The following is a 12,501-nucleotide window of genomic DNA, read 5'->3' as shown; positions in this document are numbered from 1 at the left end:
GGCCGGCGTCTTCTTCCTCGCCATGCTCGCCGGCCCCGGCGTGGTGCTCGTCGTCGCCGTGGCCTTCGGCATCGGCATGCGCCCCGCTGGCGGCCTCGCCATGGTGTTCGCCGTCGGCGTGGGCGCCCGCTTCGCCGTGCCCTTCGGGCGCCTGGGCGACACCGCCCGGCAACAGCGTGGCGGCGCCACCCAGCGCCAGCAGGAACAGCACGGCGGCGGCGATCTTCGTTTCTCTCGACTTCATGGACTCTCCCGGATGGCCCCGCGCCTCAGGCGCCGATCAGGCTCGACAGCGCGCCCAGGGCGCGGAACAGGTCATGGATGCACCAGTGCCCGGCGGCGAAGCCGTGGGCCTGGCAGGGAAGGGGGCCGCCGGTGGCCAGCGCTACCGCCGCCAGCAACACCGACGACAGCCGGGCGCACAGGGAGCGCCCGGCCATCAGCGCGGAGCCAGGTCGCCGAAGATGCGCTCGGTGCGCCCGCGGGCCTCGGCGAGGCGGGCCAGCGCCTGCAGGTACTGGTCGCGCGCGGCGAGCAGGGTGCGCTGGGCGTCGAGCACTTCCAGGAAGCCGAACTTGCCCATCTCGAAACCGCGGGTGGCGCTGTCCAGGGCCTGGCGCGCGGCCGGCAGCAGGGTGTCGCGCAGGGTCCGCGCCTCGTGCTGCGCAGTGCCCCACAGGTCCAGGGCCTGCTGCGTCTCGCGGCGCAGGCGCAGCTCGGTGGCGTTGCGCAGGTCGCGGGCCTGGTCGGCGCGGCGCGCCTCGGCCAGCAGGCGGCCCTGGTTGCGGTCGAACAACGGCAGCGGCAGGGACAGCCCGACCAGGTTCACCCGCTCGCGGGCCTCGTGGTCGTACTGGCTGCCCAGGCTGACGTCGAGGTTGGGCACGCGCTCGGCCCGCGCCAGTTGCACGGCGGCCTCGCGCTGGTCGACCTGCAGCAGCGCCAGGCGCAGCTCGGCGGCCTCGTCCAGGCGCCGCAGCAGCTGCGCGGCCTGGGGCGGCGCCGGCAGATCGGCGTTGCCAGCCACCTCGGCGAACCCCGCTTCGGCCTGCCCCATGAGCCCGGCCAGCACGCGGTAGGCCTGGTCGCGGCCGATGCGTGCGCGCTGCAGGTCCAACTCCACCTCGGCCAGTTGCACCTGTGCCCGCGTCGCCTCCAGCGGCGCCGACTTGCCGGCGCGCACCCGCGCCTCCGCGGCGCGCAGGCCGCGCTGGCCAAGCGACACCGATTCCTCGCCCAGGCGCAGGCGCTCCTGGGCCTGCTGGGCGGCCTGGAAAGCCTCCAGCACCTCGGCGCGCAGCGTGTTGCGGCGCACTTCCAGCTCCATCTTGGCGATCGCCTCGCCACGCTCGGCCACGGCCACCCGCGCGCCGCGCTTGCCGCCCAGCTCCAGGGGCTGGGTCAGGGAGAGGGTGGTGGTGGAACGGTCGCGGCGGGTGTCTTCCGTCTCCCAGGACAGGCTCGGGTTCGGTAGCAACGCCGCCTGGCGCCGCTCGCCCTCGGCGATGCCCGGGCCGCGGGCCACGGCGGCCAGCTCGGGGTTGGCGCCCAGCGCGCTGCGCAGGGCCTCGTCGAAGCCCAGGGTGCGGGCCTCGACTGGCCCGCCCAGCAGGCCGAACAGCAGCAGGAACAGCGACAGGGGCGCCGGCCACGGACACAAGTCCGCAGCCGGCCGCCGGAACAGGGCACGACGGTAGGACACGGCACACCTCGGGAAACGACCTCGGACGGAAACCGCGGGCGGCTTCCACGTATGAATCGGCGGCAACTTTCGGAAAGTTGCGCCAAGTGTCGCCAAGGTAATGCCGGCCTTTTATCGGCAAGGTGACCTGCCAATTACAAATATGACAGACAAGGAAAAAGCGTTTTATTCCTGTCTACCATTGCCCGTGCCGCTATTCGCGGCCGGCTCCCCATTCCCGGCGCCAGTCAGACAACCCCATATGCATCAGCGGCTTATGCGTCCAGGAAAGGCGCCTGGGCAATATCCGGAAACATCATTGGACGGGCCTGGATATTGACCCTTTAGCAACTACAGCCCTCAGCCTCGCCCACCGTTAATTACCGGAAAGTTCCGAGCGGATATATCCGTAAATCGCACAACGAATATGAACAGAATTGTCAGATTACTGAATGGAAGGTGACTGCCCATATGCGAATCCTAGTGGTGGAAGACGAAGCCAAGACCGCCGATTACCTGCACCAGGGCCTGAGCGAGAGCGGCTTCGTGGTCGACCGCGCCGGCAATGGCGTCGACGGCCTGCACCTGGCGCGCCAGGGCAGCTACGAACTGATCATCCTCGACGTGAACATGCCGCAGATGGACGGCTGGGAAGTGCTCCGCCAGTTGCGCCGCGAGAGCGACACGCGGGTCATGCTGCTCACCGCCCGCGGCCGCCTGGCCGAGCGCGTGCGCGGCCTGGAGCTGGGCGCCGACGACTACCTGGTGAAGCCCTTCGAGTTCCCCGAGTTGCTCGCCCGGGTGCGCACCCTGCTACGCCGCAGCGAACGGGTGAGCGCGCCGCCGGTGCTGCAGGTGGCCGCCCTGGAGCTGGACCCGGCGCGCCACCGCGCCTACCGCGAGGGCCGGCGCATCGACCTGACCACCAAGGAGTTCGCCCTGCTGCACCTGTTGATGAGCCGCAGCGGCGAGGTGCTGACGCGCACCCAGATCATCTCGCTGGTGTGGGACATGAACTTCGACTGCGACACCAACGTGGTGGAGGTCACCGTCCGCCGCCTGCGGCTGAAGGTCGACGACCCCTTCGACAGCAAGCTGATCCACACCCTGCGCGGCGTCGGCTACGTGCTCGAGGCCCGCGAATGAAGCCGGCCAGCCTGTCCACCCGCCTGGGCCTGGGCATCGGCCTGCTGTGCGCCGGCCTGGTGGTGGTGCTCGCGCTGCTCGCCTACGGCGCCCTCGACCACGAGTTGCAGAGCCGCGCGCGCAACGAGCTGGCCGACAAGCTCGGCCAGGTGCGCCATGCCCTGGGCGCGGGGCTGGACGACCGCGACCTGGTCCGCGGCCCCCACGAGCTGCTGGACGTGGTGGCCGGCCACGACAACCTGTCGCTGACCCTGCTCGCCCCGCGCCCGGGCCAGGCGCCGCTGCTGGACACCGGCCCGCCGCTGCGCCGCGCCAGCCTCGACCGCCTGCTGCCGGGCGCCGGCCTGGGCTACCACGCCTGGGCCGACGCCGGCGGCCAGCGCCTGCTCACCGCCAGCAGCGTGGTACGCCTGGCCAACGGCGCCAGCGTGCGCGTGCTGCTGACCCTGGAGCGTAGCAACGACGACGCCCTGCTCGGCGCCTTCCGCCGCTCGGTGCTGACCGGCGTGCCCTTCCTGTTGCTGCTGGTGGGCCTGGGCGCCTGGTACGCGGTGCAGCGCGGGCTGTCGCCGCTACGGCGCTTCCGCCGGGTGGCGGCGAACATCTCCACCGAGGACCTCAGCCACCGCATCCCGGTGGAGAAGCTGCCCCTGGAGCTGGGCGAAGTGGCCCAGGCGCTGAACGTGATGCTGCACCGCCTGGACCAGGGTGTGCAGCAGCTCACGCAGTTCTCCGACGACCTCGCCCACGAGCTGCGCTCGCCGATCGGCAACCTGATGGGCAAGGCCCAGGTGACGCTCTCGCGGGAGCGCCCGGCGGAGGAATACAAGGCGGTGCTGGCCTCGGGCATCGAGGAGCTGGAACGGCTGTCGCGCATCGTCAGCGACATGCTGTTCCTGGCCCAGGTCAACCAGGCCCAGGTGCCCTTCGAGCGCCTGTCGCTGGGGGACGAGGCCACCCGCGTGGCGGAGCTGTTCCTCTACGCCGCGGAGGACAAGCGGGTGGACATCGAGCTGAACGGCGACGCCTGGGTGACGGGCGAGCGCCTGATGGTCCAGCGGGCGATCTCCAACCTGCTGTCCAACGCCATCCGCCACACCCCGGAAGGCAGCCGGGTGCGCATCGACATCGAAAGCGGCATGGAAGGCGCCACCCTCAGCGTCGCCAACCCCGGCCCGGGGATAGCGCCGCAGCACCTGCCGCGGCTGTTCGAGCGCTTCTACCGCGCCGATGGCGGCCGCTCGCGGGCCGAGGGCGGCACCGGCCTGGGCCTGGCCATCGTCCGCTCGATCATGAGCCTGCACCGCGGCAGTGTCGCGGTGGACAGCCGGCCGGAGGGGCCGACCTGCTTCCACCTGCGCTTCCCCGAGGCGGCCGCCTGATCACTTGCCGCGGTTGCAGCTGACGCGCTCGGCGCGGTACTCCAGGCGCTGCTCGGCGCCGCCCGAGTCCAGGTAGCGCATGCGCACCGGCACCACGCCGCAGCCCTTGGCCGGCGAGACCTCCAGGACCTGGGCGATGTCCAGGCGCATGCCGTACTCGTAGCGCCGGTAGTCCGCGGCCGCCGTCTCGGCGGCGCCGCGCATGGCCACCTGGCGGGCCTGCTCCATGCGCGCGAAGGTGCGGTCGCCACCGCTCTCGGCCAAGGCCAGGGACGAAACGCCGAGCAGGCCGGCGAGCAGGAAGGGGCGGATCGGGTTCATGGCAGTCACCTCGTCGGTGGTGGTGGAAACTGCCTTCACCTTAAGCAGCCGGCCCTAACGGGAGCCTGAGGGGCGCATGACGATTCGGTAATCCGCCGGCGGCAACCGCATCCGGCCCGCGGTGTAGGGCGCATAACGCCTATGGCGTTATCCGCCATTACCGTCGGGCACCGGTGTTTCCGGCCAACGGCGGATAACCGCGAACGGTTATGCGCCCTACGGGTTGCCCCGGCACCAGGCCCATGTAGGAGCGCGCCCTGCGCGCGAATCGCGGGCAGGGCCCGCTCCTACAGGTGGCGCCAACGGTGGACGCACCAAGGCCCCTCGCGGGGCCTTTTTCATGCATCCGGGCGCGCGGCTTATTCCACGGTCACCGACTTGGCCAGGTTGCGCGGCTGGTCGACGTCGGTGCCCTTGAGCACCGCCACGTGGTAGGACAGCAGCTGCAGCGGCACGGTGTAGAGGATGGGCGCCAGGCAGTCGTGGATCGGCGGCATGCTCACCACGTGGGTGCCCGGGCCGTTGCCGATGCCGCTGTTGGCCTCGGCGAAGACGATCAGCTCGCCGCCGCGGGCGCGGACTTCCTGCAGGTTGGACTTGAGCTTTTCCAGCAGCTCGTTGTTCGGCGCCACCGTGACCACCGGCATGTCGGCGTCCACCAGGGCCAGCGGGCCGTGCTTGAGCTCGCCGGCGGGGTAGGCTTCGGCGTGGATGTAGGAGATTTCCTTGAGCTTCAGCGCACCCTCCATGGCCACCGGGTACTGGGCGCCGCGGCCGAGGAACAGGGTGTGGTGCTTCTCGGCGAACAGCTCGCCGACCTTCTCCACCACCTTGTCCATCGCCAGGGCTTCCTCCAGGCGCGTCGGCAGGCGGCGCAGGGCTTCCACCAGCTCGGCCTCGACGCCCTCGCCCAGGCGGCCCTGCACCCGGCCGATGGCCAGGGTCAGCAGCAGCAGGGCCACCAGTTGGGTGGTGAAGGCCTTGGTCGAGGCCACGCCGATCTCCGGGCCGGCCAGGGTCAGCAGGGTCATGTCCGACTCGCGCACCAGCGAGCTGGTGGCCACGTTGCAGATCGCCAGGCTGGAAAGGAAGCCCAGCTGCTTGGCATTGCGCAGCGCGGCCAGGGTGTCGGCGGTCTCGCCGGACTGGGAGATGGTGACGAACAGGGCGTCGGGCTGCACCGCCACCTTGCGGTAGCGGAACTCGCTGGCCACTTCCACCTGGCAGGGGATGCCGGTCAGCTCTTCCAGCCAGTAACGCGCCACCAGGCCGGCGTGGTAGCTGGTGCCGCAGGCGACGATCTGCACGTTGCGCACCCTGGCGAACAGCTCGGCGGCGTTCGGCCCGAAGTTCTCCACCAGCACCTGGCCGGCGCCCAGGCGGCCTTCCAGGGTGCGCTGCACCACCTTGGGCTGCTCGTGGATTTCCTTGAGCATGAAGTGGCGGTACTCGCCCTTGTCGGCGGCCTCGGCACCCTCGTGGTACTGCACCGCCTCGCGCTTCACCGGGCGGCCTTCGGCGTCCCACAGTTGCACGCTGTCGCGGCGCAGCTCGACGATGTCGCCTTCTTCCAGGTAGATGAAGCGGTCGGTGACCTGGCGCAGGGCCAGCTGGTCGGAGGCCAGGAAGTTCTCGCCCAGGCCCAGGCCGACCACCAGCGGGCTGCCGCTGCGGGCGGCGACGATGCGGTCCGGCTGGTCCAGGCTGATCGCCGCCAGGCCGTAGGCACCGTGCAGCTCCTTGACCGTGGCCTTGAGCGCGCTGGCCAGGTCGCCCAGCTCGCGCAGGCGCAGGTGCAGCAGGTGGACGATGACCTCGGTGTCGGTCTGCGAACTGAACACGTAGCCCTCGCCCTTGAGGTACTCGCGCAGTTCCTCGTGGTTCTCGATGATGCCGTTGTGCACCACCGCCAGGCGGTCGTGGGAGAAGTGCGGGTGGGCGTTGGCCTCGCTGGGCGCGCCGTGGGTGGCCCAGCGGGTGTGGGCGATGCCCAGGTGGCCGGCCAGCGGCTGCTCGGCCAGGGCCTGCTCCAGGCTCGCCACCTTGCCGACGCGGCGGCGGCGCTGCAGTTCGCCGGCGGCGTCCACCAGGGCCAGGCCGGCGCTGTCGTAGCCGCGGTATTCGAGGCGCTTGAGGCCTTCGATCAGGATCGGGGTGACGTTGCGTTCGGCGATGGCGCCTACGATTCCACACATGGGGCGTTCTCCTGGGTTCGTTCAGCGCGCGCGTATGACTTTCACGCCGCGCGCCTCGATCTGGGCACAGGCCTCGTCGCTGAGGCGCTCGTCGGTGATCAGGGTCTGGACGCTGCTCCACGGCAGCTCCAGGTTGGGCATGCGCCGCCCGAGCTTGTCGGCCTCGGCCATGACGATCACCTCGCGGGCGACCTCGGCCATCACCCGGCTGAGCCCGAGCAGTTCGTTGAAGGTGGTGGTGCCGCGCGCGGGGTCGAGGCCGGCGGCGCCGATGAACAGCTGGTCGAAGTCGTAGGAACGCAGCACCTGCTCCGCCACCTGGCCCTGGAACGACTCCGAGTGCGGGTCCCAGGTGCCGCCGGTCATCAGCAGCACCGGCTCGCGCTCCAGCTCGCGCAGGGCGTTGGCGACGTTCAGCGAGTTGGTCATCACCACCAGGCCGGGCTTGTGCCCGAGCTCGGGGATCAGCGCGGCGGTGGTGCTGCCGCTGTCGATGATGATCCGCGCGTGCTCGCGGATGCAGGCCGCCGCGGCCCGGGCGATGGCCTGCTTGTAGGGCGACAGCGGCGGGCTCGGCTCGGCCAGCAGTTCCTGCGGCATGGGCACCGCGCCGCCATAGCGGCGCAGCAGCAGGCCGTTGCTCTCCAGGGCGGCCAGGTCCTTGCGGATGGTCACCTCGGAGGTGGCGAAACGCCGGGCGAGGTCGTCCACGCTGACCTCCCCCTGCTGGTTGAGCAGGGCGAGTATCTCGTGGCGGCGCTGGGGCGTGTTGCGTTTCGACATGAAGGCTTATGTTTCGATTCGAAAGTTATAGGTGCGAATCAAAACCCAAGAGCTTTCATTCGTCAAGCTTGGATGATGAGAGGTCGGGGCTTGGGGCGGCGCGGATCTCATCCGCGAAACGCACCGGGACGTCCGGCTATCGCGGACAAAGTCCGCTCCTACGGTTCCAGGGAAGCACGGTCGTAGGAGCGGACTCCGTCCGCGATTGGATTCACCGGCCACGCCGGACGCCCCGGTGGCACGAATGGCGGCGGATAACCGCGAACGGTTATTCGCCCTAGCCCGTGCCATTCCCCATAGGGCGGATAACGCCTACGGCGTTATCCGCCATGATCGCGGACAAAGCCCGCTCCTACAGGGATATGCCGTGCCTCGGTAAATTGTAGGAGCGGGCCCTGCCCGCGATTCGCGCGCAGGGCGCGCTCCTACAGGGGGCGGCCTACGGGTTGTCAGCCCATCTCCAGGCGGTTGCGGCCGCCGCGCTTGGCGCGGTACAGGGCCTGGTCGGCGCGTTCGAAGGCCACTTCGTTGCGCTCGCCGGTGCGGAACTGGGTGAGGCCGGCGGAGCAGGTGATGACCAGCGGTTCGCCCTTGAAGTGGAAGGGGATGCGCTCCACCGCCGTACGCAGCGCTTCCAGCAGCTGGCGGCCGCCGTCCAGGGGGGTGGAGGGCAGCAGCACGACGAATTCCTCGCCGCCGAAGCGGGCGATGAAGTCGGTCTTGCGCAGGCGCTTGGCCAGTTCGCCGGCGATGATCTTCAGCACCTTGTCGCCGGCCAGGTGGCCGTAGTCGTCGTTGATGCGCTTGAAGTGGTCGACGTCCAGCACCGCCAGCAGCAGTTCGCCGCCGAAGCGCTGGACCCGCGCCACCTCCAGTTCCAGGCGCTCGCTCAGGGCGGCGCGGTTGGGCAGGCCGGTGAGGGGGTCGGTCAGGGCCTTCTGCCGCTGGTCCTCGATGCTGGCCTGGAAGGTGCGCGCCTCTTCCTCCATCGAGGAAACCCGCGCCACCAGCGCCTGCAGGCGCTCCCCGGCCTCGCGCTCGCGGGCCTCGCGTTCCTGGCGGTGCCGCTCGATGCTGCCGAGCAGGCCTTCCAGGCGCCCTTCCACCGAGCGCTTGAGGCTGTCCAGGTCGGTGGCCTGCTGCACGCTGCTCTGCAGGCCGCTGACCTGGTCGCGCAGGTCGTCGTCCAGGCGCCGGGCGCTGTCGGACACGGCGTCCTGGCCCTGCTGCACGGCGCCGAGGCTGTCGAGGAAGGTGCTCAGGCGGTCGTTGAGCTGGTGCAGGTAGCCTTCGAAGGCGGCCTGGCCGCTGTCGTTGAGGGCCAGCACCAGCACCGCCAGGTCGTCCAGCACCGGCACCAGTTCGTACCAGTTCAGGCTGCCGTTGATGCGTTCGCGCAGGGCCTGGGCCTGCGGGCGGTAGGCGGCCGGCAGCTGCAGCTGGTCGAGCAGGTTCAGCAGGCTGGCCTCGATGTGCGGCGCCACGGCGCTGTAGCCGGGCTCGGGCATCGGCGGCAGGGCGTAGTGCTGCTCGCCCTCGCCGTCCAGCAGCACCGGGCGCGGCGCGCTGGGAATGAGGTCGGCGGGCAGCGGCAGGCTGTCCAGCAGTGCAGCGGGCGGCGCGGGCGACGGCGGCTCGGGGTCGGCCTGTACCGCCACCGCGGCAGGCGCCGGGGCCGGGGCCGCGATGGCCACGGCGGCTTCGGCACTCACTGGCGCCGCCGGCGTTTCGCTGGCCGGCGTGCCGTGGGTGGCGGCTACGGGCTGGGCGGGGCCGTCCTCGTCCTCTTCGCGGCCACCGAACAGGCGCTGCAACAGGCCGGGGCGCGGCGCCTCGGCGTCGGCCAGTTGCTCCAGCACGCGCCGCTGCAGGTTGCCCAGCTCGCCGAGCAGCACCGGCAGCTCGCGGGACTGGCTGGCGCGCGCCTCCAGGTCGCGGGCGAACAGCTTCAGCGGCAGGCGCACGTCCCGCGGCAGGTCCAGGCCCAGCAACTGCTGGGCAATCTGCTGCAGCGCCGTGACGTTCTGGCGGATGCGCTGCTGGCGGCGCTGCTCGGAGTCCAGCACGGTCTTTTCCAGGCGCGGGATGAGCCGCGCCAGGCCGGCGTCGATGTCGTTGCGGCGCAGCAGCTCGCGCAGTTCCTGCATGCACTGGTCGACCGCCTTGTCGCTGCCCTCGGCGGCCAGGCTGCTGCGCACCAGGCCGCGGCGCAGCAGGTCGACGCGCACCTCCCAGCGGCGCTCCAGGCGCTCCTGCTGGTCGATGTTGGCGAGGTACTTTTCCTTCCAGCGCTGGTTGTCGTCGCGGCTCATCGAGCGTCCTTGAGAGAAAGCGCGGAGTCTTGCCGGCAGCCGTCCGGCAGGCGGATCTCCACGGCCACCGGCAGGTGGTCGGAGATCGGCTCCGGCAGCACGCTGACCCGCTCCAGGGTCAGCCCGGGGCTGAGCAGGATATGGTCCAGGCAGCGCTGCGGGCGCCAGCTGGGAAAGGTCGCCTGGACCTGCGGGGCGATCAGCCCGAGATCGCGCAGCGGCGAGGTCTCCAGCAGGTCGGTGGCATGGGTGTTCATGTCGCCCATCAGCACCTGGTGGCGGTAGCCCTGCAGCAGCTCGCGGATGTAGGCGAGCTGGCGGGCGCGCGTACGCGGGCCCAGGGCCAGGTGCATCATGATCACGGCCAGGGCGTTGTCGCCTTCGCCGAAGCGCATGAGGATGGCCCCGCGGCCGGGCGGGCCGGGCAGCGGGTGGTCTTCCAGCAGGGTCGGGCGCAGGCGGCTGAGCAGGCCGTTGCTGTGCTGGGCGATGCGCCCGAGGTTGCGGTTGAGCTGCTGGTACCAGTAGGGGAAGGCGCCCAGCTGGGCCAGGTGCTCCACCTGGTTGACGTAGCCGGAGCGCAGGCTGCCGCCGTCGGCCTCCTGCAGGGCCACCAGGTCGTAGCCGGACAGCAGGTCGCCGATGCGCTGCAGGTTGCCGGCGCGCCCGGCGGCGGGCAGCAGGTGCTGCCAGCCGCGGGTCAGGTAGTGGCGGTAGCGCTCGGTGCTGATGCCCACCTGGATGTTGAAGCTGAGCAGGCGCAGGCGACCGTCGGCGGGATAGCCGGATTCGGCGGCCTGCGAATTGACCTGCGCGGGGCGGGAAGCGACCACCCGCTGCTGGCGGAGCCTGCTCAGCATCGCGGCTTACCTCACTGGGCGGCCTTGGCGGCGTCGCGTTCCTTGGCGATCAGGAAGTCGGCCAGTTCCAGGGCCTTCTCCGGGCCGCCGGCCGAGCCGATGTCGAAGCGGTACTTGCCGTTGACCACCATGGTCGGTACGCCGCTGATCTGGTAGGCCATGGCCAGCTTCTTGTCCTTCTCGATCTGGCCCTTGATGGCGAACGAGTCGAAGGTGCTGAGGAACTTGTCCTTGTCCACGCCCAGCGGGGCGAGGAATTCGGCCATTTCTTCCGGGGTGGCCAGTTTCTTGCCTTCCTTGTGGATGGCCTCGAACACGGCGGTGTGCACCTTGTGCTCCACGCCCATGGCTTCCAGGGTCAGGAACAGCTGACCGTGGACGTTCCAGATACCGCCGAACATGGCCGGGATGCGGACAAAGTGCACGTCGGCCGGCAGCTTCTCGACCCACGGGTTGATGGTCGGTTCGAAGGCGTAGCAATGCGGGCAGCCGTACCAGAACAGCTCCACCACCTCGATCTTGCCGGGCTTGGACACCGGGACAGGGGTGCTCAGCTCGGTGTACTGCTTGCCGGATTCGAACTCGGCGGCTTGCGCGCTGAGACCGAACAGGCCGGCAAAGGCCAGTACGGCGGTGAAAATCAGGTTACGCATGGTTCACTCCTTGGCTGGATCGGTGGCGCCGCGGCGCGGCCGTGGTTGGACTCGAGAGGCCGGCGGCGGTTCCAGGCATTGTAGTGGCGCCGGATACGAAAAAGGGTGGCCGAAGCCACCCTTTTTTTTCAAGCCGTGCCGCGCGGCGCAGGCCTCAGTGCAGGCCTTCGATGTAGCTGGAGACGGCGGCGATGTCCTTGTTGGACAGCTTGGCGGCGATGCTGCGCATGATCATGCTGTCGCCGTCGTTGGTGCGGTCGCCTTCGCGGAAGTTGGTCAGCTGCTTGGCCACGTAGGCCGCGTGCTGGCCGCCCAGGTGCGGGAAGGCGGCCGGCTCGTTGCCCACGCCGTTGGGCGAGTGGCAACCGGTGCAGGCGGGCATGCCCTCGGCCAGCTTGCCGCCGCGGTACAGGGCCTCGCCGGCGGCGACCAGCTTGGGATCGGCGGCGCCGACGCTCATCTTCTGGCTGGAGAAGTAGGCGGCGATGTCGGCCAGGTCCTGGTCGCTGAGGTTGGTCAGCAGGCCGGTCATCTCCAGCACGGTACGCTTGCCATCCTTGATGTCATGCATCTGTTTGAGCAGGTACTTGTCCCCCTGGCCCGCCAGTTTCGGGAAGTTCGGCGCCATGCTGTTGCCATCGGCACCATGGCAGGCGCCGCACACGGCGGCCTTCGCCTGGCCGGCCTTGGCGTCGCCGACTTCGGCGTGGGCCATACCGGTCAGTCCCAGGGTCAAGAGCAGACTCACGATTATTTTGTTCATCAGCTAATCCATTACGGCTAAAGGTGAAAGTAGAGAGGCTGGGGTTACTGGGACATCCACTGGATGATCGCCTTGTAGTCCTCGGCACTGCAGTCGGTGCACAGGCCACGCGGGGGCATGGCGTTGAAACCGTTGGTGACGTGCTGCACCAGCGTATCCATGCCTTTGTCCAGGCGCGGTTTCCAGGCTGCGGCGTCGCCCTTCTTCGGGGCCATTGGCAACTGGCCAGCATGACAGGCACCGCAAGCCCGGTTGAATACCGCCTCCGGGTCCTGCGCGGCCTGCACGCCGGGAGCCAGCGCGGCGGCTACGGCTGCGAACAGCAGTTTCTTCATGATCGTCCTCATCGGGAGGGAACGTCCGCGTTCTATTGCGCGGCCGGTTGATTATCGCGTTCCCGTGGCG

General features: G+C 69.9%; 12 protein-coding genes and 1 pseudogene. 2 read left to right on the top strand and 11 right to left on the bottom strand.

The features are described from left to right. The 3 genes and pseudogenes from DK254_RS18175 to DK254_RS18170 form a co-directional block, all read right to left on the bottom strand. A pseudogene (locus tag DK254_RS18175) lies at positions 1-244 on the bottom strand (efflux RND transporter periplasmic adaptor subunit); the annotation flags it as partial. A 25-nt stretch (positions 245-269) separates the two neighbouring features. After that, positions 270-440, bottom strand: a complete 171-nt coding sequence (locus DK254_RS34175; RefSeq protein WP_158546425.1) for a hypothetical protein — start codon at positions 438-440, stop codon at positions 270-272. Further along, positions 440-1,702 (bottom strand): TolC family protein, encoded by a 1,263-nt coding sequence (locus DK254_RS18170; protein WP_109934907.1) that lies wholly within the window; start codon positions 1,700-1,702, stop codon positions 440-442. Before DK254_RS18170 ends, DK254_RS34175 begins: the two co-directional genes overlap by 1 nt. Positions 1,703-2,152: 450 nt before the next feature. On the opposite strand from DK254_RS18170, the gene DK254_RS18165 reads away from it, so the two are divergent. After that, entirely contained in the window at positions 2,153-2,827 is a 675-nt protein-coding gene (locus tag DK254_RS18165; protein ID WP_109934906.1) for a heavy metal response regulator transcription factor, read from the top strand. Then, positions 2,824-4,209 (top strand): heavy metal sensor histidine kinase, encoded by a 1,386-nt coding sequence (locus DK254_RS18160; protein WP_109934905.1) that lies wholly within the window; start codon positions 2,824-2,826, stop codon positions 4,207-4,209. The genes DK254_RS18165 and DK254_RS18160 overlap by 4 nt, the downstream gene beginning before the upstream one ends. Here DK254_RS18160 and DK254_RS18155 read toward each other — a convergent pair whose 3' ends face one another. From DK254_RS18155 to DK254_RS18120, 8 genes are all read right to left on the bottom strand, one after another. Next, the gene (locus DK254_RS18155) at positions 4,210-4,530 is read right to left on the bottom strand and encodes a co-regulatory protein PtrA N-terminal domain-containing protein (protein WP_089390785.1); all 321 of its coding nucleotides are present in this window, start codon (positions 4,528-4,530) and stop codon (positions 4,210-4,212) included. Between the two features lie 359 nt (positions 4,531-4,889). Further along, the gene (gene glmS / locus DK254_RS18150; RefSeq protein WP_109934904.1) at positions 4,890-6,725 is read right to left on the bottom strand and encodes a glutamine--fructose-6-phosphate transaminase (isomerizing); all 1,836 of its coding nucleotides are present in this window, start codon (positions 6,723-6,725) and stop codon (positions 4,890-4,892) included. Positions 6,726-6,746: 21 nt separating this feature from the next. Next, complete coding sequence (locus tag DK254_RS18145) at positions 6,747-7,508, bottom strand: DeoR/GlpR family DNA-binding transcription regulator (RefSeq protein WP_109934903.1); 762 nt, start codon at positions 7,506-7,508, stop codon at positions 6,747-6,749. A gap of 449 nt (positions 7,509-7,957) precedes the next feature. Then, complete coding sequence (locus DK254_RS18140; RefSeq protein WP_109934902.1) at positions 7,958-9,820, bottom strand: diguanylate cyclase; 1,863 nt, start codon at positions 9,818-9,820, stop codon at positions 7,958-7,960. Next, a complete protein-coding gene (locus DK254_RS18135; protein ID WP_109934901.1) occupies positions 9,817-10,680 on the bottom strand; it encodes an endonuclease/exonuclease/phosphatase family protein in 864 nt (287 codons plus the stop codon). Before DK254_RS18135 ends, DK254_RS18140 begins: the two co-directional genes overlap by 4 nt. A gap of 11 nt (positions 10,681-10,691) precedes the next feature. After that, positions 10,692-11,333: a thiol:disulfide interchange protein DsbA gene (gene dsbA / locus DK254_RS18130; RefSeq protein WP_089390780.1), complete on the bottom strand. Its 642-nt coding sequence runs from the start codon at positions 11,331-11,333 to the stop codon at positions 10,692-10,694. 154 nt (positions 11,334-11,487) lie between these two features. After that, on the bottom strand, positions 11,488-12,096 hold the full coding sequence (locus DK254_RS18125) for a cytochrome c (RefSeq protein ID WP_109934900.1): 609 nt from the start codon (positions 12,094-12,096) through the stop codon (positions 11,488-11,490). Between the two features lie 44 nt (positions 12,097-12,140). After that, entirely contained in the window at positions 12,141-12,431 is a 291-nt protein-coding gene (locus DK254_RS18120) for a cytochrome c5 family protein (protein ID WP_109934899.1), read from the bottom strand. Positions 12,432-12,501 lie beyond the last annotated feature (70 nt).

It is taken from the genome of Pseudomonas sp. RW407, from assembly GCF_003176655.1.
GTDB lineage: Bacteria > Pseudomonadota > Gammaproteobacteria > Pseudomonadales > Pseudomonadaceae > Pseudomonas > Pseudomonas delhiensis.
This window is presented reverse-complemented; position numbering and strand designations above follow the sequence as displayed.